Here is a 24,329-nt window from a genome sequence, read left to right as displayed (position 1 = left end):
CATTTTGGAGAGATCACGTGGAAGTATTGCAAGAGTTACGCGCACAAATCGATGAAACAGATCAAGCATTATTAGCTTTATTAGCAAAACGTTTAAAGTTAGTCGCTGAAGTTGGTAAAGTTAAACATCAACATGGTTTACCTATTTATGTGCCAGAGCGAGAAGTGAGTATGTTGGCTGCTCGTCGCGAAGAAGCAGAAAAAATGGGGATCTCTCCAGATTTAATTGAAGATGTATTACGTCGTGTAATGCGAGAGTCTTATCACAGCGAAAATAAATATGGCTTTAAAACTGTAAATCCAGAGATTAAAAAGATTGTTGTCGTTGGTGGGAAAGGGAAGTTAGGTGGTCTTTTTGCTCGCTATTTAGCAAATTCAGGCTATTCAATCACTATTCTGGATCGTGATGATTGGGATCAAGCTGAACACATTTTTGCAAATGCTGATGTAGTATTAGTTTCTGTGCCTATTACTGCAACAGAGGCTGTTATTGAAAGATTGCGCCCTTACCTAACGCCAACTATGCTGTTAGCAGATTTAACTTCTGTAAAATCAATGCCAGTTGCGAAAATGTTAGCAGTGCATCAAGGTGCAGTAGTAGGTTTACACCCAATGTTTGGGCCAGATATTGTGAGTATGGCAAAGCAAGTGATAGCAGTGTGTGAAGGGCGTTATCCGGAACGTTATCAATGGCTACTTGATCAGTTCTATATTTGGGGAGCAAGACTGTATCAAGTGACGCCACAAGAACATGATCACAGTATGACCTATATTCAGGCCCTACGTCACTTTTCAACATTTGCGAATGGTTTACATCTTTCTCAACAACCTGTGCAACTAAAGAGTCTATTAGCACTATCTTCACCAATTTATCGCTTAGAGCTAGCAATGATTGGGCGTTTGTTTGCTCAAGATCCAGAGTTGTATGCTGATATTATTATGGATAAGCCAGAAAACTTAGATGTGATCAAGACATTGCAGGAGAGTTATCAACAGGCATTAACATTCTTTGAAAATGGCGATAAACAAGGCTTTATTGCAGCATTCCAGCAAGTACATCAATGGTTTGGTGATTATTCTGAACAGTTTATGCAAGAAAGCCGACAATTATTGCAACAAGCATATGATTTACGGAAGCATGATTAAAAATAATAGCTAGAAAAAAATCACCTACGTCATCAGTAGGTGATTTTTTTTCACAGCGGAATACATAATAAAATTATAAATAACTGACAAAATTTTCTTTATTTTTATTATATTCTTTATTTGGACGTACACTATTATCTTGGGCTGTACCGATCATTACTAGCGCAACAATTTTATCGTGTTCACGGCAGCCAAAAGCTTGACGTAATGCTGAACCATCAATCCAAGGACCTGTTACCCAAACATTTGCATAGCCAAGAGCATTTGCTGCAAGTTGTAATGCATACGTTGCACATCCGGCGCTTAACATTTGCTCCCAAGCAGGAACTTTTTTGATTTCTTTATTAATTTCTGCGATTACCGCAATAAACATTGGAGCACGTTTTGGAAAGCCCTCTGCTTTAGCTAAACGATCTTCACCTAAATTAAATTCATTGACTGCGTCTTTTAGCAAATCACCTAATTTTTGTAAGCCTTCATGTTCAATGACGACAAAACGATAAGGGGTTAATTTGCCGTGATCAGGAACGTGTTTTGCTGCTTTAAAAAGTATTTCTAATTCTTCTGCATTTGGGGCTGGTGCAATCAAATTTTTATCTGAATGGCGGTTTAATAATAAATCAAGTGCGTCCATAGTTATTCTCCTGTATCAAATAAGAGCGTCATTGTAGCACAGCAACAGTAGGATGAGCGTGAAAAAGTTCGTTTAATGGTAGGCATTTTATGGTATTTTAACAGGCTGGAAATAAAAAATAGGAAGGTATGACAAAGTGTTAGCGATAGTACGTTTTATTTGGCAAATGCTGAATTTTTGCCGTCGAGTATTAATGAATATTATATTTGTTTTATTGGTAGTTTTAATATTTGCAGGAATTAGTCTAATTGTTCATGAAAAAAATAGTCAACCTATCCCACAAGGTGCATTACAACTAAAATTAAATGGTTTTTTAGCAGATAATCGAGAAGAAAATAGTGAACTGAAAACATTACTTAATAATCTGCAACAACAGACCATGCCAGAAAAAATTTCAACCTTTGATTTAGTGTATGCGATTACACAAGCAACAGATGATGAACGAATCAAAGGGATTGTTTTAGATTTAAATGGGTTTGAAGGTGGGGATTTACCTTCGCTAAATTTTGTAGGGCACGCACTACAAGAATTTAAGAAAAGTGGTAAACCTGTTATCGCAATTTCTGATAATTATTCACAAAACCAATATATTTTAGCCAGCTATGCCGATAAGATTTATTTACATTCACAAGGGCAAGTAGAACTTACTGGCTTATCAGGGCAACATTTCTACTATAAATCATTATTAGATAAGCTTGATGCTAACCCACATGTATTCCGTGTAGGGACTTATAAATCAGCGGTTGAGCCTTTATTACGTGATGATATGTCAGAAGAAGCACGCCAAAATGCCAGCCAATGGATGAATACTATGTGGCATAATATTCAGACAACGATTAGTACCAATCGCCATCTTGAGATTGAAAAAGCTTTCCCAACACCTGAAAACTATCTACAACAATTAAAGGCATTAAAAGGAGATTTAACTGCGTATGCCATCAATACAAAATTTGTTAGTGCAGCGATGAGCCGTTATGCAGTTGAAGACCAATTAAAACAACTGTTTGGTGTCGATGCAGATAATGAATATCAACATATTAACTTTTCAGATTATTTAGCAGTATTACCAGATTATGAAACAGAGTTAGCTACCCAAAATAATATTGCGATTGTCCGAGTAGATGGGGCAATTATTGACGGCGAAAGTGAAGAAGAAGGGGTGGGTGGCGATACAATAGCTCGCTTATTGCGTGAAGCTGCAGAGGATAATACTGTTAAAGCAGTTGTATTAAGAGTTAATAGTCCAGGAGGAAGTGCAGCCGCTTCTGAAATTATTCGTGAAGAAATAGAGCATTTACAAAACTTAGGGAAACCTGTGATTGTTTCTATGGGGGGTATGGCTGCATCAGGTGGCTATTGGATTTCTAGTACCGCAGATTATATTGTGGCGGATAACAATACAATCACTGGATCTATTGGGATTTTTGCTGCATTTGTTACCTTAGAAAAAAGCTTACAAAATTTAGGGATTAATAGTGACGGGGTTGAAACCTCACCATTGGCTAAAATGTCAATGCTAACTGAATTAAGTAAAGAGTATGCTGATGTTATCCAACTTTCTATTGAACATGGATATGATCAATTCCTCAGTTTAGTGGCTAAAGGACGGAAGCTAGATAAAAGCGCAGTAGATAAAATTGCCCAAGGGCGTGTTTGGTTAGGCGAAGATGCCCTAAAACATAAATTGGTTGATGAGTTAGGTGACTTTAATCGCGCAATGGCAGTAGCAACAGAGAAAATCCTAGCGAAAGATAAAAAACTCAGTGAAAAAGATGTTGGTTATATTTGGTTAACTGATCAAGATAATTCAGGTCTTTTATCATTGTTATCAGGTAAACAATCGCATTTCACGACTCAAATTTTATCGCAAGTATTTGGTTTAAATAATATTCCACAGTTGCGTCAATTACGAGAGCAGTTAGGTGTCTTAACCCAATTTACTGATCCAAAAGGACAATATTTATATTGTCTAAACTGTCAATCTTTTTACTAAGGCATTGAAATGATTAAAAAATTATTACAATCAATTATTATTGGCTTAGCAGCTGCAATGCTGATTGTGTTAGTGTTATCAGGCACAAGTCAAAATAATATTCTAGCGCAGTTTTTTAAACCACAAGTCGCCTCTTATAGTGAAGCAGTAAGAATTGCTGCGCCTGCAGTAGTCAATGTTTATACGCGTTCTTTGCAAGAGTCAAATAGTAATAATTTTGATGTGAATAATCTGGGTTCAGGTGTGATTATGCGTAGCGATGGTTATATCGTTACTAACAAACACGTTATTCAAAATGCTGACCAAATTATTGTTGCGTTGCAAAATGGCAATATTTATCAAGCGAATATCATTGGTAGCGATTGGGTGACGGATTTAGCAGTATTGAAAATTAATGCGAATAATTTACCAACTATTCCACAAAATCCAGAGCGTGTGGTCAATGTGGGAGATGTCGCATTAGCAATTGGTAACCCTTATAACTTAGGACAAAGTGTATCACAGGGCATTATTAGTGCTACTGGACGAAATACCATCAGCGAATTTAAGCAGCAAAATTTTATTCAAACAGATGCTTCGATTAATCAAGGAAATTCAGGTGGGGCATTAATTAATTCTCTTGGTGAGCTAATTGGCATTAATACTTTAAGTATCGGACGCGCAGATAATGAAGTTGTGGCAGAAGGGTTAGGTTTTGCTATTCCGATTAAATTAGCGGATGAGGTGATGAATAAAATTATTAAAGATGGACGAGTTATTCGTGGTTTCTTTGGGGTAGAAAGCCGCATTTTTGCGAGTGGACCAATTGAAGATAATTCACAAAAAGGGGTGCTCGTTACTAACCTAAGTCAAAATGGGCCAGCTGCGCGAGCTGGTATTCAGATTGGCGATGTGATTGTGAAATTTGGTGATGTTGTCGTAGCGTCACCAAGTCAAATGGTGAATATGGTAGCAGAAATGAAGCCTGGTACTATCGTGACGGTACAGGTATTAAGACGGAATAAACTCTATAATTTCCCGGTAGAGATTGGTGAATATCCAATTAATTAGCTAAGGAGGCAGCAGTGTTTGAAATTGCGAAATATTGGACAGAACGTCAGCAGGCGGATCCTGCTCGTGAACATGATCATCGTTCTCCTTATCAACGTGATCGAGGTCGAATATTACACTCTGCAGCATTTCGCTGTTTACAAGCTAAAAAGCAGATTCACTCTATTGGCGAAAATGATTTTTACCGTACTCGCTTAACGCATTCATTAGAAGTCGCTCAAATCGGGAGCAGTTTAACGGCGCAACTCCGTTTAGATTCCGCATTTTTTCATTTACAGCAGCAAACAAAACAAGAGTTACTGACTTTAAAAAAAGCATTATCACCACTTCTACCAAAAGGCAGCTTAATTGAAAGTTTATGTTTAGCTCATGATATTGGGCATCCACCCTTTGGGCATGGTGGTGAAGTGGCTTTAAACTATATGATGAGTGATAGTGGTGGGTTTGAAGGTAATGGGCATTCATTTCGGATTTTAACCAAATTAGAACCTTATACCCAGCATTGGGGAATGAATTTAACCCGCCGGACATTACTTGGGATCATGAAATATCCTGTCATTTTAGATATGGCATCACCACAATATGAATTGCTAGATTTGCCACGCAGTGTTGATCCTCGTTATGTCAAAATGGAAAATTGGCGACCAGGAAAAGGGATTTTTCGTGATGATATTGCTGTATTTAATTGGGTGTTAGCACCATTCAGTGAAGCGGATCGAACATTATTTACAGCTTTACCCGAACGCCAAGAAGCGCAAGATACACTGAAAAGCCGATATAAATCATTAGATTGCAGTATTATGGAATTGGCGGATGATATTGCTTATGCGGTACATGATTTTGAAGATACGATTGTAGTAGGTTTAGTACATCGTGATCAGTGGCAAGAAACCTTAGAAAAATTAATCGCTTGTGATGCAGAATGGATTAGTGAACATATTATCGCTTTAACGGAGTCACTCTTTTCTGATCAACATTATTTACGTAAAAATGCAATTGGCTCGTTAGTGAACTATTTTATTACACATATTCGTTGGTGTGAAAATCCAGCATTTAGTGAACCTTTATTACGTTATAACGCTGAATTGCCAGAAGAAACGGTTGCAGTATTGAATATTTTTAAGCAGTTCGTTAGTCGATATGTGATTAAAGCAGTAAAAACACAACGTATTGAGTTCCAAGGGCAACGAATCTTAACTGAGATGTTCCAAATTTTCCTGACTGATCCAACTCGTTTATTACCGCCTAATACGGTAAAACGTTGGCAACAAGCGGAACCGCAGCAACAAAAGCGGGTAATTTGTGATTATATTGCGGGAATGTCTGATGCTTATGCATTGAAATTGTATCAACAGTTATAAAAGTCTAAATAAAGGGAAGGGTAACCTTCCCTTATTTTTATAAATTAATAGTGCAAAGTTTCACCTTCTTTAGGCACTGCAACACGATCAGTTAAATGATGTTTGCTAATGAAATTGCGCATATCGTTGCTGGTAATGGCACAATGATTAACCGCATCCATATGTACAGTAATAAATTTTGCTTTTGGCATAACTTTATAGGCTTTGGCTACGTCTTGTGTTCCCATAATTATGCTACCATCAAATCCATTGAGTTGAGCATAGCCAGTATTCATCACAATAACTTCTGGTTTATATGTAGTGAGAGCATGGTCGATTTGATAAGTCCAAATTGTATCTCCCATAAGATAAAGTGTTTTTTCTCCTGTAGCTTGGAATACTACACCCATAGCTTCGCCAGCAAGTTCGGCAAGTTGTGGAACAGAATACATAGTGTCTGTACCATGTTGACCAGCAACTTTACTTAACGATACTTGATTAAATTTTGTATTTTTACCAATTACACGAACATCTTTAAATCCTTGTGAACGAATAATGGTTGCATCTCCTACATTTTGTACAAAAATTGGGAGATTTTTTGGAATTTGTTTTTGTGCTGCTTCATCCCAATGATCTGCATGGGTATGGGTAACAATAACGGCATCCACACCTTTCAGAATTTCAGGAATAGACAGTGACATATCAATTAATGGATTGCGTTTTTCACTATGTAATGTGCCTTCAAAACCAGGATAGCTTGCTTTTGGTGCTAAATAGGGATCCACAAGAAATGTAGTGCCAGCAAATTGAATTTTTGCTGTAGCATTACGTATGTGCTGATAATCAATTTGTGCAAAAGCCGTAGAAATAGACAAAATAGCAGTAAAAAATAAACCAAATAAACGGTATTTCATTATGTATCTTCCTTTTTGATTGTTAATAGAATAATCACCATTGCTCGGTGACATACTTATTATCTTAGGGAGGAGAAAACAAAAATATTGACTTACTATTCAAAAATAGAAAAAATTGGGTCAATTTATTTTCATGGTGATGGTATGGTTCCAACAGTTGCACTAATCCTTTATCCAGAACTAAGTCCTTTTCATTTTTCAATTCCGCATCTGGTATTTTCAACGCCAATAGATGGTGAAATGCTATTTCAAGTAAAAATGGTCGCAGAAGCTAATCAGGTGATGGATATTTCTCAAATCTTAACGATTAAAGCGGACGGAGATCTCAGTTTATTAGAACAATCGGATATTATTGTGGTATTTGGTTGGCATAGCCTTGATCAAGCCCCATCAATAGCATTGCAAAATGCATTACGACAAGCACATCAACGTGGCTCAATGGTAGTAGGACTTTGTTATGGTGCTTATCCTTTGGCATATGCAGGGATATTAAATGGCAAAAAGGCAACAACGCATTGGTTGGCTACGGAGGATTTTAAACAGCGTTTTCCTCAAGTTGATTTAGACATTAATTCGATTTATGTTGAACAAGATAGAGTAATGACTTCTGCTGGTACGGCAGCGGGATTAGATTGCTGTTTAGCGATTGTTCGCCAATATTATGGTGTAAAAATTGCTAATAAATTAGCAAGATTGTTAGTCATTCCACCGCATAGAGAAGGCGGGCAAGCACAATTTATTGAACAACCAGTTGCAAGAAAAACTATCAGCGAAAATATTAATCAACTTTTATCCTCGATTTATGAAAATTTAGCTGATACTTATACTTTGGATAGCTTGGCAACTCGGTTAATGATGAGTCGTAGTACTTTTACTCGACATTTTCGAAAAACAACTGGAATGGCTTTTAATCAATGGTTAATTGAAGCACGTTTACAACGTGGCAGAGAATTATTAGAAAGTACAACGTTGAGTATAGAAACGATTGCAGAGAAAGTTGGTTTTCATTCAGCGACAGCATTTAGGCAACATTTTAAAAATAAGCATCAGATTAGCCCAAAACAATGGCAAAAAAGATTTGGTAGTTAGGTGTTTAGGGAAAGATAGGTGTATAGAGATAAAATATCTGAAAAACATAACATTAAATAGACTTTGTCATCAAATTGAAATGCATAGCCTTTCAGCTATGCATTTTGCTATTACTCAAATACAGACCAAATTGGTGCATGGTCAGATGGTTTTTCCATTGCACGGATATCTAAAGCAATTCCTGCAGCAGTACAACGTTCAGCTAATGTCTTGTTTGCTAAGATCAAATCGATACGTAAACCACGATTATCATCAAATCCTTTAGAACGATAATCAAACCACGAAAATTGATCATTTACAGTTGGATGTAAAGCACGGAATGTATCTACTAGACCATATTGATATAGCTTTTCTAACCACTCACGTTCTTCTGGTAAAAAGGAACATTTCCCAGTTCGTAGCCAACGTTTACGATTTTCTTCGCCAATACCAATATCTAAATCAGTTGGACTAATATTCATATCTCCCATAATCACAATCGGATTGTCTGGATTGTGTTCATTTAATAAATAATGGTGTAAATCTTGATAAAACTTCTGTTTAGCTGGAAACTTTATCTCATGATCACGATTTTCACCTTGTGGGAAATAACCGTTGATCACAGTTAATTGTCCAAAAGGAGTCGCTAAATCAGCCATAATAATGCGGCGTTGGGCATCAGCCTCATCAGTAGGGAAGCCTTTACGTATAGCAATAGGCTCTTGTTTGGTCAGTAGTGCCACACCATAATGACTTTTTTGTCCGTGATAGAAAACGTGGTAACCCAGATCAGCAACGATTTCATGCGGAAAAGCTTCGTCCGCGACCTTAATCTCTTGTAAACCAAGTACATCAGGTTGATATTGTTCGATTAATTGATGAAGTTGATGTGGTCTTGCTCGTAACCCATTAATATTAAATGAAATAAACTTCATAACACCTCAATAAGTTATTTTAAAGATTGGATTTTTTTGATCATATTACTGGTAGAGTAGCCATTTTCAAAGTTAAGCACTTTGACATCACCACCATTTGCCCAAACTTCCTTACTGCCTGCAATTTCTTCAGGTTTATAATCACCACCTTTGACCAGTAGATCAGGTAAAATTTCGCCAATTAAGCGTTGCGGTGTTTCTTCTTCAAATGCAACCAACCAGTCAACGGAGGCTAAACCTGCTAATACAGACATTCTCGTTGCTAAATCATTAATTGGACGCTGATCGCCTTTTAATCGCTTAACGGAAGCATCAGAATTCACTGCAACAATTAACCGATCGCCAAGTTTTCTTGCATTAGCTAAATAAGAAACATGACCAGGATGTAAAATATCAAAGCAACCATTAGTCATCACAATTTTTTCACCACGTGCTTTTGCCTTAGCAACAGCCTGTTTTAATTCTTGTTCGGTCATAATACCGAAACCATGTTCTGTACGACGATGAATTGCATTCTCTAATTCTACTTCTGATACAGTAGAAGTACCTAACTTACCGACAACAATACCTGCTGCAACATTTGAGAGGTAACAAGCTTCTTCAAGGCTTCGTCCATCAGCAATGGCAGTGGCTAATACGCTAATCACAGTATCACCAGCCCCGGTTACATCAAAGACTTCTTGTGCTTGTGTTGGTAAATGGAATGCTGGCTGATTAGGACGAATTAATGTCATTCCTTTTTCAGAACGAGTAACTAATAACGCATTGAGATCAAGCTGTTTAATTAAGGCTAGTCCTTTATTCACAATCTCTTCTTCACTGTGGCATACACCAACTACGGCTTCAAACTCCGACATATTTGGTGTGAGTAAGGTCGCACCACGGTAACGTTCGAAATCAGTACCTTTCGGATCAATTAAGACTGGAACAGTAGCTTGACGCGCAATTTGGATCATTTTTTGTACTTCAGCCAAGGTACCTTTACCATAATCAGACAGGACTAATGCCCCATATTGAGAAATATGCTGTGTAAGTTTTTGTAGCAACTCAGTAGAGTCAACATGATGAAAATTTTCTTCAAAATCTAAACGTAATAATTGTTGATGACGTGACAAAATACGTAATTTAGTAATAGTAGGATGAGAAGATAAGGCAACAAAATCACACTCAATTTTATCTTTTGCTAATAGATTTTGTAATGCTTGCCCAGTTTCATCTTGCCCAATCATACCTAATAATTTAATCGGCACATTTAAGCTGGCAATATTCATTGCAACGTTAGCGGCACCGCCAGCGCGTTCTTCATTTTGTTGTACTTTCACGACAGGTACTGGAGCTTCAGGGGAAATACGATTAGTGGCACCAAACCAGTAACGATCCAGCATAACATCCCCTAAAACTAAAACTTTAGCTTGAGTAAATTGAGTTGAATATTCGATCATCTTGCTTCTCCAATGAAAATTTTGCGCCAGATTTTACCATACTCACCCCAAGATTAATGCTATTTCTCTGGCTTTCCGCTAAAATAATGCCATTTTGTTCATTATTTATCTGTTGTAATCAATGAAAAATAAACAATTACCAACGTTTAAGCTCTCCTTTTTATTGCCAAAATATTGGTTACTTTGGTTAGGTTTACTCATTTTTCGTGCGCTACTCTTGTTGCCTTATCGTTGGCTAGTCAAAATTGGTCATGGTCTGGGACGCTTATTTGTCAAATTTAAATTTGGCCAGCGCCGTTTAGCGATTGCTCGCCGTAATATTGAACTTTGTTTTCCTGAATATACGGAAGCTGAGAAAGAAAACTTACTACAAAAAAATATTGATGCTATCGGTATGGCAATTATTGAAACAGGAATGGCGTGGTTTTGGTCGGATCGTCGGATTAAAAAATGGTCGAAAGTGGAAGGGCTGGAATATCTGACAACTGCACCCAAAAAAGGGATTATTCTAATTGGTATTCATTTTTTAACTTTGGAATTAGGGGCAAGAATTATAGGGATTCATCATCAAGGTGTTGGTGTTTATCGTCCTAATGATAACCCATTATTTGATTGGATTCAGACTAAGGGACGATTACGTTCTAATAAGGATATGCTAGATCGCCATAATTTACGAGGTATGATTCGAGCTTTAAAACGAGGAGAAACTATCTGGTATGCTCCAGATCATGATTATGGACGTAAGAGTGCTGTGTTTGTACCATTTTTTGCCGTAGAAAAAGCAGCAACAACAACAGGCACTGCATTTTTGACTAAAGCAAGTCCAGAGAGTTTAGTTATTCCATTTGCACCGTTACGTCATCACGATCATTCTGGTTATACCGTATCCATTTCTGCACCAATCGATCTACAAGATTGTGAAAATGAGGAACAAATAGCAGCACGTGTTAATCAAGCGATTGAGACGGAAATTCGAAAAGATCCTTCGCTATATATGTGGCTACACCGTCGCTTTAAAACGCGGCCTGAAGGTGAGGAAAGTTTGTATTAAATATTATTTAAATAGTAAATCGCCCTGCTTAGCAGGGCGATATTTTTATCAAGGATTACTCTTTAAATTCAGTCATAAATTCGTGGGCTTTTTCCACCATATTTTTTGAACCGATAAAGAGCGGAGTACGTTGGTGTAGCTCTGTTGGTTGAATATCTAAAATACGTCTATAACCATCGGTTGCTAAACCACCAGCTTGTTCAGCAAGGAACGCCATTGGGTTACCTTCGTATAACAAACGTAATTTACCATTAGGATAACGGGTTGTTGTTGGATAAATATAGATCCCACCTTTAAGCATATTACGATGGAAGTCAGAAACTAATGAACCAATATAGCGAGAAGTATATGGGCGTTTAGTAGCATCATCTTCTTCTTGGCAATATTTAATGTATTTTTTGACACCCATTGGGAATTTTAGATAGTGACCTTCATTAATAGAGTAGCAAGAACCATCTTGAGGGATTTTGATATTTTCATGTGAAAGAATGAATACCCCTAAGGATGGATCATAAGTAAAACCATTTACCCCATTACCAGTCGTATAAACGAGCATAGTAGAAGATCCATAAACAATATAACCCGCAGCAACTTGACGATTACCTGGTTGTAAAAAGTCTTCCATAGTAACAGGCTGACCAACAGGAGAAATACGACGATAGATAGAGAAAATTGTACCTACGGCTACATTGACATCAATATTAGATGAACCATCTAATGGATCTGTAAGAATAATATATTTGGCGTTACGACCACGTTCGGTATTAAATGCAATAAAGTTTTCCTCTTCTTCCGAACCGAAACCAGCAACTTCATCACGAGAAATTAATGCAGCTTTCATTTTTTCATGTGCAAACGCATCTAACTTCATTTGTGCTTCACCTTGCACATTTTCAATCCCAGAATTTCCGATAATATCGTTGTTTAAACCAGCTTTGTTAATGTCACGATGGATGATTTTTGCAACTAAACGGATAGAAGAAAGAATACCACTAAGCTCACCTTTAGCATTAGGATATTCGGCTTGTTTTTCAACAATAAATTGACCTAGAGTTTTCATAATGAACCTTGTTGTAGAGTGAGAAATCACCTGTAAAAGATAACATTTTTTGATAAAGTTTATAAAAATTTTTGAGGATAAAATAAAAAAATGAGATTTAGGTCACAAAATTTATTTTGGAAAAAGTGTGAATCTAGGGAAAATTACTAAAAAAGCTTATTTCAGTTGTAATTATTTACAATATGCTAGAGGAAAACTTTTAAGTTTCGTTTCGAAATATTGTGAGGGAGGGGCGGGAAGAAAATAGGAGGTCGCCCTTGAGGGCGAAACCTAAATGTTAATTACCGCAAAAATATCTAAAAATATTAAAGTTAATGGCTAGTTTTAGCGACATAATACTGCAATTCAATTTTTGGATTAAGTGCTTGCAGTAATTGTTCTGCCATTGTTTTTTGTTGCATTTTGGTTGGAGCTTCTACCATGGCTATTTTAAGCACATCCTGATCTTGATAACCTGATAAGCGGATAACATTTAACGCTACTTGTAATGCGGGTAAACTTGGATTAAATGCAGCATTTTCTACATAACGACCAGCGAATACACTGTCATCTTCTAATAAAACAGCTACACCACAATAAGCCTGGCTATAAGGGGCGTGTGAGCGATTTGCCGCAAGTAAAGCTTGTTGCGCTAGAGCATCATTTGTATCAATTTGTAATTTATTATTATGTGGATCAAATAAACATTCCCGAATTTCGAGATCTTTAGGACCAAAAGCATCAGGTAAGTATTGATGCAAGCGGTTATTTTGTGCGTGAGGTAAATGAATATAGAGTTGTTCTGCACTATTTAATTCATTCATAAACTGACGACAGTGCCCGCAAGGAGTGTAATTGACTGTAACAGCACTAATTGCCGTTTCATTCATCATCCAAGCATGGGAAATGGCGCTTTGCTCAGCATGAATGGTTTGTTGCATAGCAACATCGCAAAACTCTTGGTTTGCGCCAAAGTAGAATGCACCACTTAAACCATGGGCAATCGCACCAACATTAAATCCAGAAACAGGAGTAGTTGCATAACAAGCTGCAACAGGGAGAAGTTGGAGTGCGAGTTCATTTACACTGAAATGAAAGGTTTTACATAATGAATTTACTTGTTGAGCAGATAGCTTTCCAGCGAAATGCTGTTGTGCTAAGAGTTGATAGAGCGCATTTGCTAAATTTTGATTTTCCCATTGTGCCAATTCAGTTTGAATTGCTTTAATCCGTTTATGTGCTGTCATAAATTACTCCTTAAAATGAAAGCGGGTAAGTATGATAAAGCAAAATAGCGAAAGATCTTGGTATAGACCGTTTTTTTTGTGATGTAGATATAAATTTCAGCGTTTATTTGTTGGTTTTAGCAGCGATAAGTATGAATTTTATTCAAGATTGATAAGAAAATAAGATTGAAGTGAAATAAAACGAGTTAGCCGATAAGCCGAGTTCTGTCGTGGACAATCATTCATCTAGGCATTTATTTACACAAATGCTCAAGCAACCTACCCGAATCCTGTGCGGGCCACACATTGGATTCCTATTTGGTCTTGCTACGAGTGGAGTTTACCGTGCCATGAACTGTTACCAGTCATGCGGTGCGCTCTTACCGCACCCTTTCACCCTTACCTGATCTCAATGAGCCATCGGCGGTTTGCTCTCTGTTGCACTGGTCGTAGGCTTACACCTCCCGGACGTTATCCGGCACTCTGCCCTGTGTAGCTCGGACTTTCCTCTCGTTTACTTGTCCCCTAGGTCGTTTACACGGTTGAGGGCTTCAATAAACCAGCGATTGTCTGGCTAACTCGGCGCGCAGTATAACGGATTTTTACGCGAGAATATAGTAGAAACTTTTTAATTAGCAATTCTAAGCGTTAATGATTAGAATACAGCCTGTTTGAAAAATCAGAGTAAAGGATATCGTATGGATTATCTACAAATTGCAAAAGAAACGTTGGCCGTAGAACAACAAGCATTAGGGCGTTTACAACAGCAATTACCAGCAAATTTTGCGGAAATTGTTGAATTGATTTTATATTGTGAAGGTCGCTTAGTGATTGGTGGGATTGGTAAATCTGGTTTAGTTGGTAAAAAGATGGTAGCGACCTTTTCTTCAACAGGAACACCAAGTTTCTTTTTACATCCAACAGAAGCCTTTCATGGCGACTTAGGAATGTTAAAACCAATCGATATCGTATTATTGATTTCGTATAGTGGTGAAACAGATGATGTGAATAAATTGATTCCAAGTCTCAAAAATTTTGGTAATAAAATTATTGCAATGACAGGGAATCTTAATTCAACCTTAGCTAAACACGCAGATTATGTGATGGATATTAGTGTTGAGCGGGAGGTTTGCCCTAATAATTTAGCCCCAACCACATCAGTATTAGTTACGATGGCTTTAGGTGATGCGTTAGCGGTATCTTTAATTAAAGCACGTAATTTCCAAGCAGAAGATTTTGCTAAATTTCATCCAGGCGGTAGTTTGGGACGCCGCTTATTATGTAAAGTGCGGGATAAGATGCAAACAAAATTGCCTCTTGCTGCTGCTAACACGCCTTTCCTTGATTGTTTAACTGTAATGAATGAAGGAAGAATGGGTGTTGCTATCATTATGGAACAAGGAAAATTACAAGGCATTATTACCGATGGAGATATTCGTCGTGCGATGAGCCGTTATGGCGAAGCTGTATTACAGAAACAAGCTTGTGATTTTATGACGACGCATCCAAAAACGATTAATCAGAATAGCTATCTGGGGCAAGCGGAAGATTATATGCGACAACTTAAAATTCATTCATTGGTTGTGGTTGATGATCAGGAACAAGTGGTTGGCCTATATGAATTTTCAAGTTAAATATTAAGAGGAAAACAGAATATGCAGGATAAATTAGCGAAGATTAAATTAGTTATTACCGATGTTGATGGTGTGCTGACTGATGGTTCATTGTACTATGGTGAAAATGGTGAAGCTTTCAAAGTCTTTAATGCACGTGATGGCTTAGGAACAAGAATGTTATTAGAGAGTGGCGTACAAGTAGCTGTGCTTTCCGGCCGAGATTCATTAGTGTTACGTAAACGGATTGAAGATTTAGGTATTTCACTATTTTTACTTGGTAAATTAGAAAAAGAGAGCGCTTGTTTATCTTTAATTGAACAAGCAGGCGTAACGCCAGAAGAAGTGTTATATATCGGTGATGATAGTGTAGATTTACCTGCATTTGCAGTTTGTGGGGTGACTGCAACAGTTGCTGAAGCACAAACATATATTAAAGCGAAAGTCGATTATGTTACGCAAGCTCAAGGCGGAAAAGGTGCTTTCCGTGAAATCGTTGACTTAATCCTTGCTGCACAAGGAAAAGCTGAAATTTATACATCAGCAACAGGTTTTCTTCATACTGCAAAGAAAATGGCTCAATAAACCTCCCTTGATTAGAACACTATTAAAGTAATGTAGTGTTCTTTTTTTTGTTATCTAATCCATATAAATAGTTTAGTAAATTTTATTACAAAGATTTTATCTATTAATTAAATAGTAATTGTTGATTAATATATTGTTTCCATAATAAAATAATTTGCTTTATATTTTTATTGCATCATTTTAGATGCTCTCAATTGATATCAAATAATTTTAGTAAACATTATGAGGTAAAAATGCAAAATAAATTTATTTTCTTTATGTTATTGGTCGTAAGTACGTTCGTTCCTTTTACTGCCACAGCAAAGAGTATGGGTAACGGATTAAATAACTATGAACAGCTAATGGTTGGTAAAGTTTGGGAAACAACAGAAGCTTTAGACCAAAATAAAATGCAAATTGATGCTAAAGATACAAAAGTAGCAAATTTTTTTGGTTTAGCTGAATATTATGCAGATGGAACTTTCAAAATTACAACTTTTGAGGGTAAACCTAAATTACATGGAGATTGGTCTTTTAGTGATGATGGTAAGACACGCTCCTTAACAGCTAAAAATGACAAAGGTGATGTATTATTTGTGCGTGTTGTAGAAAATGTAACTGTAACATCTGATGAATATACATATCGTATTTACCCAGAAAAAGACAACAAGAAAGTCTTTTTTGATATCGTGCATAAGGTCAAGAAATAAGACTTAATACAATCAAAAAGCTCAGTTAAAAATAATTGAGCTTTTTACTCCTTCCAAACAATATGATATTGGCGATCTTCTTCCTGATGAGAAATAAGGACTTTAGCAAAGACATCATCCATTTCATCTTTATCATTAATTAGACCAATCCACACTTCAGCAAATGCATCAGGATCAATTAAAGTACCAATCTCATTTTCCCAGTCATCGCTGGTTTCAACCATTTCGACGGCACCACGATCTTCAAATTGTAAGTTAAATAATAAGATATCAGCAGGATCGAGATTTTCTGGCGCCATTTCTAGAAAAATATCATAAGCAATGTCAATTGCCGTATCAGGATCAAGTTTTGCTGTTGCTGTCATTTAGGCTCTCCCTTTTAAAAATTATTCTTGAATCATTTGTTGTAACATTGGCAGAAGATCCTCTTCTAACCATTGCAGACTGACTTGTTCGTGTCGAATACTGCGTTTTAATAATAAAATCATCAATTCATCATAATAGGTTTTGTTATCAAGATGATCTAATTGCGCCATTAATTGTTGCATTTTATGGATAGTTTGTCGGTGATCTTGCTCACGTTTCTTAACAGCGGTAAACGCCATTTTGGGATGACATTTTAAAGCGGCTAAGATACGAGAGATAAACTCATCACGCAAAATACCATGAGTTAAGGTACTTTCTAATAACCATTTTTTTAGCTGTTGTTCTCCTTGATCGGTGAGTTGATACTGTTTTCGATCAGGTTTACCTTGCTGGAATTGTAGTGAAAAAGAGATTAATCCCTGTTTTTCCAGCTGATTGAGTTCTCGATAGACTTGCTGATGTGTCGCTTGCCAGATTAGCCCATAGGTTTGTGAAAACTTTTTACTAATGTCATACCCTGTGGCAGCTTGATGAGCAAGAATCGATAAGATTGTATGTGATAATGCCATAATGTTGATAACGCAAAAAATGGAGACGCTATTTTACTGGATTTAATTAGGATTATGTAGAATTTTGCAATAAAGAGAGAAGATTCGCTGATTATTTACCCTACACCCTGAAAATAGTGGTGTAGGGTAAAGGGATAAATTAACCTGTATTACGCATACCAGCAGCAATTCCAGTAATAGTAATCATCAAGGCTTGCTCTAAAGCTGGATCTGTTTCACCACTACGTAAACGGTGTAATAGTTCTACTTGTAGTAGGTTTAATGGATCAGTATAGATATTCCGTAGTTTGATCGATTCAGCAACCCAAGGTAAATCAGCCATTAACTGATCTTCATGTGATAAAGACAATAATGTTTGAATATCATCTTTTAATTGTTCACGTAAAGATTCACCGAGTGACCATAAGGTTTGCGGCACTAAACGCTGATCATAATATTCAGCTAACCAAAGGTCAGTTTTACTAAATACCATTTCGATCATACCGATACGAGTAGAGAAGAAAGGCCAAGATTTGCACATTTCTTCAATAGTATTACGTTTACCTTCTTCAAATAGAGTGCGCAAAGAGGCACCAACGCCTAACCAAGCTGGCAACATTAAACGGTTTTGCATCCAAGCGAAAATCCAAGGAATTGCACGTAAACTTTCGACCCCACCTTTTGGATTGCGTTTAGCTGGACGAGAACCTAATGGCAAACGAGAAAGTTCTTGTTCTGGTGTGGCGGCACGGAAATAAGGTACAAAATTTTCATTACCCCGGACAACTTGACGATAAATAGCACAAGAAACTTGCGATAATTCATCCATAATGGCACGCCAATCTTGCTTTGGATTTGGTGGTGGTAATAAATTTGCTTCTAATACAGCACTTGCATAAAGATCTAAACTTTGTACGGCAACATCAGGTAATCCCAATTTAAAACGGATCATCTCCCCTTGTTCAGTAACCCGTAATCCATTTTTTAATGAACGAGGCGGTTGTGAGAGCAATGCAGCGTGTGCAGGTGCGCCACCACGACCGATAGTACCGCCACGACCATGGAATAAGGTTAATTCGATATGACGTTCTTCACAGAGTTTAACTAAAGCTTCTTGTGCACGATATTGCGCCCAGGAAGCAGCTAGCATACCGGCATCTTTAGCTGAATCAGAATAACCGATCATAATCATTTGCTTATTATTAATGATGCCGCGATACCAGCCAATATCGAACAGTTGTTGCATCACAGATTGAGAATGATCTAAATCATCTAAAGTTTCAAATAACGGCACAACAGGTAATGCATATTTAATCCCTGCTTCTTTGAGTAATAGGTGTACCGCTAAAACATCAGAAGCAGTTCTTGCCATTGAAATAATGTAACAAGAAATAATTCCTTCTGGTTGTTGAGCAACTACTTTGCACGTATCTAAAATTTCGCGTGTTTCCTCTGATGGATTCCAATCTTGAGGCACTAATGGACGGCGGGAGCTTAATTCACGGATTAAGAAAGCTTGTTTATCTTCCTCGCTCCATTGTGCATAATCATCTAAACCAATATAACGGGTAATTTCAGCAATGGCTTGTTGGTGACGAGTGCTTTCTTGGCGGATATCTAAGCGTGATAAAGTAACTCCAAAACAGCGAATGCGGCGTAAGCAATCTAGCAATAATCCATTGGCAATAATCCGCATACCACAGGCAGAGAGTGATTGGTAGCAATCAAATAGCGGCTGCCATAATTGTTCATCATCAGTAATGATTTCACTTTCCGCAATAATTGGTGTCCGATCAGCCAATTTATCATCAAAGTAATTTAATGTATTGGCTAAACGTGTTCTGAGGTCTTTGACTACCACACGATAAGGTTCAGCGTGATCACCATATTTTTGTCTAAATTCAGCAGAACATTCAATCATAGAGAGTTCAGATGAAAGTTGTTGGATATCATTTAAGAACAGTTCTGCTGCTTTCCAGCGTGCTAGATATAATACCTGTTGAGTAACTTTAGCTGTGACAAATGGATTGCCATCACGGTCACCACCCATCCAAGAAGAGAAACGCACAGGTGCTAAATCAACAGGTAGTTGGAATTGACAATGTTCTTCTAAATCATCGTTTAATTGGCGTAAAAATTGTGGTACTGCCGACCATAAACTATTTTCGATCACAGCAAAGCCCCATTTTGCTTCTTCAAATGGAGTAGGGCGTTGTGTACGAATTTCATTGGTATGCCATGCTTGGGCGATTAATTGTAATAACCGACGTTGAATTTGATGACGTTCTTTTTCAGTTAAGTCAGCATTTTCTAGACGTTCTAAGCAATTATTAATTTCTACATATTTATGGACTAAAGAACGACGTGTTACTTCCGTTGGGTGGGCAGTAAGCACTAATTCAATTAATAGTTGTTGTACTGCATCAATAATTTGTTGTTTGGAAATAGAGGAATCTGCCTTTAAGCGAGCCAATAGGGCAGAAATTGAACGTTCGGACATCATTTCATCAGTATGATGACGTGAGATAGTTTGGTACTGTTCTGCAATATTGGTTAGATTTAAAAATTGGCTAAAAGCACGTGCGACAGGGATAATATTTTCAGTTGAGATATTTTGTAAGGTCTTTAATAGTTGTTGACGAGCCTGATCATCGCCAGCACGAGAGCTTTTGGATAAAACACGAATATTTTCAATAAGTTGTAAAATATCACTGCCTTGTGCATCACTGATTGTTTCGCCGAGAAGATGCCCAAGCATATTAATGTTGTTGCGCATTGCAGAGTATTGTTCAATCATACTTTTTCCTTATAATCACTTCCAAGTGAATTAGATATAGCAAAAACCTATATCTGCGTCAAATAGCAAATAATTTATTTGATAAAAAAATTATTGGTTTAGATAAAAATTAAAAAAGCAAGTAATAAATTAGAAAAAATCTTAGAAAATTAAGTTTGGATTGCTTAAATTTTTAGCAAAAAGGGCTTTCACTTCATTATACTTAAACAGTGAAATAGATATCAGATTATAGAGTAAAAGTTATTGGAAAAAATGAATATCACAGAGAAGTTTTGGCAGCAAAAAACGCTACAAGAGATGAATGAAGCAGAGTGGGAAGCGTTATGTGATGGTTGTGGTAAATGTTGCTATCGTAAGTTTATTGAAGGGCGTGGTAAACGAGAACGGCTTTATTTTACCCGTATTGCCTGTGATTTATTGGATTTAGAAACAGGGCGGTGTCGTAATTATCCGCAACGGTTTAAATTAATGCCTGACTGTACCAAATTAACCAAGAAAAATTTACCTGAATTTTCTTGGTTGCCAAAAACTTGTGCGTATCGTTTATTGTATGAAGGGAAACCTTTGCCAGACTGGCATCCATTGCTTATAGGTGATCAAAGTGCAATGAAACAAGCTGGCGTATTTATTCGTGATGGTATTCATGAAGAAGATGTGATCGATTGGTTTGAATTTGTGGTAGATGAATTTTAGATAGTAAGAAGATTTTAGATTGTTAACAAACAAAAATGTCGGATAACACTGTATCCGACATCTTTTATTTAAACGTACCCACCGGATTCAAAATCCGTTAGGTATGTAATATTAGTAGTTATAGCACTTTCACAATACTTTCACAGAGATAATCTATATTTTGTTCAGTAATACCCGCAACGTTGATACGACCTGAGCGCACAGCATAAATCGCAAATTCTTCTCTTAAACGATCCACTTGTTCTGGTGAAAGACCGCTAAAGGAGAACATACCATTTTGCTGAATAATAAAGTCAAAGTTTTGTTTTGCACCATGTTTAGCTAAAAGCTCAACGAATTTTTGACGCATTGTCTTAATTCTGGCACGCATTTCATCAAGTTCTGCTACCCATTGTGCTTTTAAATCAGCGTCGCTTAACACAGTTGCAACCGCACTTGCACCGTGAGAAGCTGGGTTAGAGTAAAGAGTACGAATAATTGTTTTAACTTGGCTAAATGCACGAGTTGCTACTTCTTCATCAGAGGCAACTAAAGTAAAGGCACCAACACGTTCGTTGTATAAACCAAAGTTTTTAGAATATGAACTAGAAATTAATAATTCTTGGTGGTTTGCAGCAAACGTACGTAAACCAATCGCATCTTCTTCTAGACCATTAGCGAAACCTTGATAAGCGAAATCGAACAAAGGTAACCAACCTTTTTCAGCAGACATTTTTGCTAAAGTTGCCCATTGCTCTGGTGTAGGGTCAATACCAGTTGGGTTATGACAGCAACCGTGGAATAACACAACATCACCTGCTTGTGCGTTAGCTAAGTCAGCTAACATACCTTCCCAATCTAAACCGTGAGTGGTTTTATCGTAATAACGATAATCACAGATATTCATACCAACCGCTTTAAAAATAGCATTGTGGTTTGGCCATGTTGGTGCACTAATCCAAACATTTTTGGCTGAAGTTTGACGCTTGATAAATTCTGCTGCAATACGTAATGCACCAGTACCACCTAAACTTTGAGCTGTTTTTGCACGTTTATTTTTAATAATGTCGTGATCTGCACCGAAAAGTAAGATTTGAGTTTGACGATTGAATTCTGCTAAGCCATCAATTCCAAGATAGTTTTTTGTATTTTCATTTGCCAGTAAGCGTTTTTCTGCTTCTTTTACTGCTTTAACAATTGGTGTTTGCCCATTGGCATCTTTATAAACACCAATCCCTAAATTCACTTTGTTACTACGAGTTTCAGCTTTAAATGCTTCTCCTAATCCAAGAATTGGATCTGCTGGTGCTGCTTCAATATGTTTAAACATCGGATTTTCCTCTAATATCATTTGCTGTGTTTGAATAGGTTGTCATTTATAACGCCAAACTTAAGGCTTTGACAAGCACTTTCTTGGTGCTGAGATAACTTTAATCTACTAATAGCTGTTGTTGTGCCCAAGCTAGACCAGATTGATAATCTTCTGGTAATAATGGTGCAAGCTCAGACAAGATCTGGCTAAGTTGCTCTGGTTGTTGATGAGCAATATTAATATGCCCCAATTTTCTTCCTGGACGCACCTCTTTGCCATACCAATGTAATTGAGAATAAGGTAAAGCCAACCAATCAGGGTTATGAGGCGTACCAATCAGATTAACCATAACCGTTGGCATTCGTGCTGTAAGTGTTGGTGTCGGTAAATTTAATAATGCACGTAAATGAAGTTCAAATTGACTGATATTGGCACCAAATTGTGTCCAATGTCCACTATTGTGAACACGAGGTGCAAGTTCATTAATTAATAGATGACCATTTACCACAAAACACTCCATTGCCATTACACCAACATAATCGAGATGTTGCATGATTTTACCGAGCATTGCTTCTGCTTCAGCTTGCAATGGATGTGGATTCGTTGTTGCAATGACACTGTAACGTAAAATACCTTGTTGCTGTAAATTTTGCGTTATCGGATAAAAGTAAGTTCGTCCATCAGCAAAACGAGCACCCACTAAAGAAACTTCACCATCAAATGGAATAAAGGCTTCGGCAATAGTTTGATCAAAAAGATCCTTAGTAATTATTTCTGTATTATGCTGGTCAACAATCCATTGACCACGCCCATCATAACCACCAGTACGACGTTTTACGACGACTTTATTAGCAACTTGTTGCCACACTTGTGACCAAGGGGTTTCTTTAGTCAGATGTAACCAAGGTGAAGTAGCAAGACCAAGTTGATCGAGTAATTGTTTTTGGGTTAATCGATCCGCTAACCGAGCAAAAACTTTTTGATTAATAAAATTAGGGTGAGAGGCAAGAAGGTGAGTTAATTCAGTTTCGGGCCAACGTTCGATTTCTGCAGTCACAATCGCATTGTTATCTAATGGAAAAGGTTGTTGATGGAAATCAAGTGGTACGACATGAATATCAAGTGGTGCGCCAGCATAGCGTAACATTCTGCCCAATTGACCACTACCTAAAACATAAATTGTTGGATAAAGAGAACTCTGTTGCATAATTATTGATTGATAAGTCTAGGATCAGGATTGTTTAACACATCGTCAGTTTGTTGCTGACGGAACTCACGCAAACGATTACTTAATTGAGCATCAAAAACAGCAAGAATTTGTGCAGCAAGTAACCCCGCATTTGCAGCACCCGCTGGGCCAATCGCTAATGTTCCAACAGGAATACCTTTTGGCATTTGCACGATCGAATATAAACTATCTACCCCACTTAGCATCGAGCTTTTAACCGGTACACCTAATACAGGCACTAATGTTTTCGCTGCGAGCATACCTGGTAAATGTGCAGCACCGCCAGCGCCAGCAATAATTACTTTATAGCCATTTTGTTGAGCATTTTCGGCGAATTGGAATAGTTTATCAGGGGTACGGTGAGCTGAAACAATTTCAACATGGTAGGGAACGTGTAATTGATCGAGAATAGATGCCGCTTCTTGCATGGTACTCCAATCACTTTTTGAGCCCATCACAATAGCGATTTCAGTTTTTGCCATAGTATTTTCCTTTTGAACATTGAGGGGGATAAGAATAGCATTTCTTGCCTAACAGGGAAATATGACAGGAATAATTCTGTGTAAGAAATTTTGTTATAGGTTATAGATAGAGAGAAAATAGAGAGAAACCATTGGAAATCCTTGAAAGTTGATTGCAACTTCAGCCAGAAAATCTTATCCTAGCACACGTTTTTTTGTGT

22 protein-coding genes and 1 other RNA gene are annotated in these 24,329 nt (G+C 37.3%); 10 read left to right on the top strand and 13 right to left on the bottom strand.

The annotated features are described in order from the left end of the window. The first annotated feature begins 17 nt into the window (after positions 1 to 17). Positions 18 to 1,145 (top strand): bifunctional chorismate mutase/prephenate dehydrogenase, encoded by a 1,128-nt coding sequence (gene tyrA / locus QV06_RS02340; RefSeq protein WP_065236769.1) that lies wholly within the window; start codon positions 18 to 20, stop codon positions 1,143 to 1,145. 73 nt (positions 1,146 to 1,218) lie between these two features. On the opposite strand, the gene QV06_RS02335 is transcribed toward tyrA, so the two are convergent. Further along, the gene (locus tag QV06_RS02335) at positions 1,219 to 1,779 is read right to left on the bottom strand and encodes a nitroreductase family protein (RefSeq protein ID WP_065236768.1); all 561 of its coding nucleotides are present in this window, start codon (positions 1,777 to 1,779) and stop codon (positions 1,219 to 1,221) included. 166 nt (positions 1,780 to 1,945) lie between these two features. Here QV06_RS02335 and sppA point away from each other — a divergent pair, with 166 nt between their 5' ends. From sppA to QV06_RS02320, 3 genes are read left to right on the top strand one after another with little or no spacing between them, the layout of a single operon-like run. Then, positions 1,946 to 3,772: a signal peptide peptidase SppA gene (sppA, locus tag QV06_RS02330; protein WP_065236797.1), complete on the top strand. Its 1,827-nt coding sequence runs from the start codon at positions 1,946 to 1,948 to the stop codon at positions 3,770 to 3,772. A gap of 9 nt (positions 3,773 to 3,781) precedes the next feature. Further along, entirely contained in the window at positions 3,782 to 4,822 is a 1,041-nt protein-coding gene (degS, locus tag QV06_RS02325) for an outer membrane-stress sensor serine endopeptidase DegS (protein ID WP_065236767.1), read from the top strand. 14 nt (positions 4,823 to 4,836) lie between these two features. Next, positions 4,837 to 6,183, top strand: a complete 1,347-nt coding sequence (locus tag QV06_RS02320; protein ID WP_065236766.1) for an anti-phage deoxyguanosine triphosphatase — start codon at positions 4,837 to 4,839, stop codon at positions 6,181 to 6,183. 44 nt (positions 6,184 to 6,227) lie between these two features. Here the strand turns inward: QV06_RS02320 and QV06_RS02315 are convergent, their stop codons facing one another. Beyond that, positions 6,228 to 7,076 (bottom strand): MBL fold metallo-hydrolase, encoded by an 849-nt coding sequence (locus QV06_RS02315; RefSeq protein WP_065236765.1) that lies wholly within the window; start codon positions 7,074 to 7,076, stop codon positions 6,228 to 6,230. Between the two features lie 144 nt (positions 7,077 to 7,220). Between QV06_RS02315 and QV06_RS02310 the strand changes: the two genes are divergently transcribed. Further along, a complete protein-coding gene (locus QV06_RS02310; RefSeq protein WP_065236796.1) occupies positions 7,221 to 8,165 on the top strand; it encodes a GlxA family transcriptional regulator in 945 nt (314 codons plus the stop codon). 110 nt (positions 8,166 to 8,275) lie between these two features. On the opposite strand, the gene xthA is transcribed toward QV06_RS02310, so the two are convergent. Continuing rightward, positions 8,276 to 9,079 (bottom strand): exodeoxyribonuclease III, encoded by an 804-nt coding sequence (xthA, locus tag QV06_RS02305; protein WP_065236764.1) that lies wholly within the window; start codon positions 9,077 to 9,079, stop codon positions 8,276 to 8,278. A gap of 14 nt (positions 9,080 to 9,093) precedes the next feature. After that, complete coding sequence (gene hldE / locus QV06_RS02300; RefSeq protein WP_065236763.1) at positions 9,094 to 10,521, bottom strand: bifunctional D-glycero-beta-D-manno-heptose-7-phosphate kinase/D-glycero-beta-D-manno-heptose 1-phosphate adenylyltransferase HldE; 1,428 nt, start codon at positions 10,519 to 10,521, stop codon at positions 9,094 to 9,096. Between the two features lie 121 nt (positions 10,522 to 10,642). On the opposite strand from hldE, the gene lpxL reads away from it, so the two are divergent. Next, positions 10,643 to 11,572 carry an LpxL/LpxP family Kdo(2)-lipid IV(A) lauroyl/palmitoleoyl acyltransferase gene (gene lpxL / locus QV06_RS02295; protein ID WP_065236762.1) on the top strand — a complete coding sequence of 310 codons (930 nt, stop codon included), beginning with the start codon at positions 10,643 to 10,645 and terminating at the stop codon, positions 11,570 to 11,572. 55 nt (positions 11,573 to 11,627) lie between these two features. Here the strand turns inward: lpxL and fbp are convergent, their stop codons facing one another. The 3 genes from fbp to rnpB all read right to left on the bottom strand — a co-directional run bounded on the left by fbp (position 11,628) and on the right by rnpB (position 14,419). Next, complete coding sequence (gene fbp, locus QV06_RS02290; RefSeq protein WP_065236761.1) at positions 11,628 to 12,632, bottom strand: class 1 fructose-bisphosphatase; 1,005 nt, start codon at positions 12,630 to 12,632, stop codon at positions 11,628 to 11,630. Between the two features lie 311 nt (positions 12,633 to 12,943). After that, positions 12,944 to 13,858, bottom strand: a complete 915-nt coding sequence (gene cdd, locus QV06_RS02285; RefSeq protein WP_065236760.1) for a cytidine deaminase — start codon at positions 13,856 to 13,858, stop codon at positions 12,944 to 12,946. A 177-nt stretch (positions 13,859 to 14,035) separates the two neighbouring features. Beyond that, positions 14,036 to 14,419: RNase P RNA component class A (gene rnpB / locus QV06_RS02280), an RNA gene on the bottom strand. Positions 14,420 to 14,535: 116 nt separating this feature from the next. On the opposite strand from rnpB, the gene QV06_RS02275 reads away from it, so the two are divergent. From QV06_RS02275 to QV06_RS02265, 3 genes are all read left to right on the top strand, one after another. Next, positions 14,536 to 15,471, top strand: a complete 936-nt coding sequence (locus QV06_RS02275) for a KpsF/GutQ family sugar-phosphate isomerase (protein WP_065236759.1) — start codon at positions 14,536 to 14,538, stop codon at positions 15,469 to 15,471. Positions 15,472 to 15,492: 21 nt separating this feature from the next. Further along, positions 15,493 to 16,035 (top strand): KdsC family phosphatase, encoded by a 543-nt coding sequence (locus tag QV06_RS02270; RefSeq protein WP_065236758.1) that lies wholly within the window; start codon positions 15,493 to 15,495, stop codon positions 16,033 to 16,035. A gap of 233 nt (positions 16,036 to 16,268) precedes the next feature. Next, a complete protein-coding gene (locus QV06_RS02265) occupies positions 16,269 to 16,724 on the top strand; it encodes a DUF4822 domain-containing protein (protein ID WP_065236757.1) in 456 nt (151 codons plus the stop codon). 44 nt (positions 16,725 to 16,768) lie between these two features. Here the strand turns inward: QV06_RS02265 and QV06_RS02260 are convergent, their stop codons facing one another. The 3 genes from QV06_RS02260 to ppc all read right to left on the bottom strand — a co-directional run bounded on the left by QV06_RS02260 (position 16,769) and on the right by ppc (position 20,435). After that, positions 16,769 to 17,089 carry an HI1450 family dsDNA-mimic protein gene (locus tag QV06_RS02260; RefSeq protein ID WP_065236756.1) on the bottom strand — a complete coding sequence of 107 codons (321 nt, stop codon included), beginning with the start codon at positions 17,087 to 17,089 and terminating at the stop codon, positions 16,769 to 16,771. Positions 17,090 to 17,110: 21 nt separating this feature from the next. Continuing rightward, the gene (locus QV06_RS02255) at positions 17,111 to 17,659 is read right to left on the bottom strand and encodes a PadR family transcriptional regulator (RefSeq protein WP_065235054.1); all 549 of its coding nucleotides are present in this window, start codon (positions 17,657 to 17,659) and stop codon (positions 17,111 to 17,113) included. A gap of 139 nt (positions 17,660 to 17,798) precedes the next feature. After that, on the bottom strand, positions 17,799 to 20,435 hold the full coding sequence (gene ppc / locus QV06_RS02250; RefSeq protein ID WP_065236755.1) for a phosphoenolpyruvate carboxylase: 2,637 nt from the start codon (positions 20,433 to 20,435) through the stop codon (positions 17,799 to 17,801). A gap of 252 nt (positions 20,436 to 20,687) precedes the next feature. Between ppc and QV06_RS02245 the strand changes: the two genes are divergently transcribed. Then, on the top strand, positions 20,688 to 21,128 hold the full coding sequence (locus tag QV06_RS02245; RefSeq protein WP_065235052.1) for a YcgN family cysteine cluster protein: 441 nt from the start codon (positions 20,688 to 20,690) through the stop codon (positions 21,126 to 21,128). 118 nt (positions 21,129 to 21,246) lie between these two features. Here the strand turns inward: QV06_RS02245 and QV06_RS02240 are convergent, their stop codons facing one another. The 3 genes from QV06_RS02240 to purE form a co-directional block, all read right to left on the bottom strand. After that, positions 21,247 to 22,437 (bottom strand): amino acid aminotransferase, encoded by a 1,191-nt coding sequence (locus QV06_RS02240; protein WP_065236754.1) that lies wholly within the window; start codon positions 22,435 to 22,437, stop codon positions 21,247 to 21,249. Positions 22,438 to 22,537: 100 nt separating this feature from the next. Then, positions 22,538 to 23,626 carry a 5-(carboxyamino)imidazole ribonucleotide synthase gene (gene purK / locus QV06_RS02235; RefSeq protein ID WP_065236753.1) on the bottom strand — a complete coding sequence of 363 codons (1,089 nt, stop codon included), beginning with the start codon at positions 23,624 to 23,626 and terminating at the stop codon, positions 22,538 to 22,540. 2 nt (positions 23,627 to 23,628) lie between these two features. Beyond that, the gene (gene purE / locus QV06_RS02230; protein WP_065235307.1) at positions 23,629 to 24,129 is read right to left on the bottom strand and encodes a 5-(carboxyamino)imidazole ribonucleotide mutase; all 501 of its coding nucleotides are present in this window, start codon (positions 24,127 to 24,129) and stop codon (positions 23,629 to 23,631) included. Positions 24,130 to 24,329: the final 200 nt, after the last annotated feature.

Origin of the sequence: Gallibacterium genomosp. 3 (genome assembly GCF_001678475.1) — a bacterium.
Lineage (GTDB): Bacteria > Pseudomonadota > Gammaproteobacteria > Enterobacterales > Pasteurellaceae > Gallibacterium > Gallibacterium faecale.
Note: the sequence above shows the minus strand (reverse complement) of the source record. Positions and strands in the feature narration are given on the sequence as shown.

What these genes read in the sequence shown, in the direction of transcription:
- QV06_RS02335 (WP_065236768.1), bottom strand. Translation starts at nt 1,779, where the DNA reads ATGGACGCACTTGATTTATTATTAAACCGCCATTCAGATAAAAATTTG.
- sppA (WP_065236797.1), top strand. Translation starts at nt 1,946, where the DNA reads ATGCTGAATTTTTGCCGTCGAGTATTAATGAATATTATATTTGTTTTA.
- degS (WP_065236767.1), top strand. Translation starts at nt 3,782, where the DNA reads ATGATTAAAAAATTATTACAATCAATTATTATTGGCTTAGCAGCTGCA.
- QV06_RS02315 (WP_065236765.1), bottom strand. Translation starts at nt 7,076, where the DNA reads ATGAAATACCGTTTATTTGGTTTATTTTTTACTGCTATTTTGTCTATT.
- QV06_RS02310 (WP_065236796.1), top strand. Translation starts at nt 7,221, where the DNA reads ATGGTTCCAACAGTTGCACTAATCCTTTATCCAGAACTAAGTCCTTTT.
- xthA (WP_065236764.1), bottom strand. Translation starts at nt 9,079, where the DNA reads ATGAAGTTTATTTCATTTAATATTAATGGGTTACGAGCAAGACCACAT.
- hldE (WP_065236763.1), bottom strand. Translation starts at nt 10,521, where the DNA reads ATGATCGAATATTCAACTCAATTTACTCAAGCTAAAGTTTTAGTTTTA.
- lpxL (WP_065236762.1), top strand. Translation starts at nt 10,643, where the DNA reads ATGAAAAATAAACAATTACCAACGTTTAAGCTCTCCTTTTTATTGCCA.
- fbp (WP_065236761.1), bottom strand. Translation starts at nt 12,632, where the DNA reads ATGAAAACTCTAGGTCAATTTATTGTTGAAAAACAAGCCGAATATCCT.
- cdd (WP_065236760.1), bottom strand. Translation starts at nt 13,858, where the DNA reads ATGACAGCACATAAACGGATTAAAGCAATTCAAACTGAATTGGCACAA.
- QV06_RS02275 (WP_065236759.1), top strand. Translation starts at nt 14,536, where the DNA reads ATGGATTATCTACAAATTGCAAAAGAAACGTTGGCCGTAGAACAACAA.
- QV06_RS02270 (WP_065236758.1), top strand. Translation starts at nt 15,493, where the DNA reads ATGCAGGATAAATTAGCGAAGATTAAATTAGTTATTACCGATGTTGAT.
- QV06_RS02265 (WP_065236757.1), top strand. Translation starts at nt 16,269, where the DNA reads ATGCAAAATAAATTTATTTTCTTTATGTTATTGGTCGTAAGTACGTTC.
- QV06_RS02260 (WP_065236756.1), bottom strand. Translation starts at nt 17,089, where the DNA reads ATGACAGCAACAGCAAAACTTGATCCTGATACGGCAATTGACATTGCT.
- QV06_RS02255 (WP_065235054.1), bottom strand. Translation starts at nt 17,659, where the DNA reads ATGGCATTATCACATACAATCTTATCGATTCTTGCTCATCAAGCTGCC.
- ppc (WP_065236755.1), bottom strand. Translation starts at nt 20,435, where the DNA reads ATGATTGAACAATACTCTGCAATGCGCAACAACATTAATATGCTTGGG.
- QV06_RS02245 (WP_065235052.1), top strand. Translation starts at nt 20,688, where the DNA reads ATGAATATCACAGAGAAGTTTTGGCAGCAAAAAACGCTACAAGAGATG.
- QV06_RS02240 (WP_065236754.1), bottom strand. Translation starts at nt 22,437, where the DNA reads ATGTTTAAACATATTGAAGCAGCACCAGCAGATCCAATTCTTGGATTA.
- purK (WP_065236753.1), bottom strand. Translation starts at nt 23,626, where the DNA reads ATGCAACAGAGTTCTCTTTATCCAACAATTTATGTTTTAGGTAGTGGT.
- purE (WP_065235307.1), bottom strand. Translation starts at nt 24,129, where the DNA reads ATGGCAAAAACTGAAATCGCTATTGTGATGGGCTCAAAAAGTGATTGG.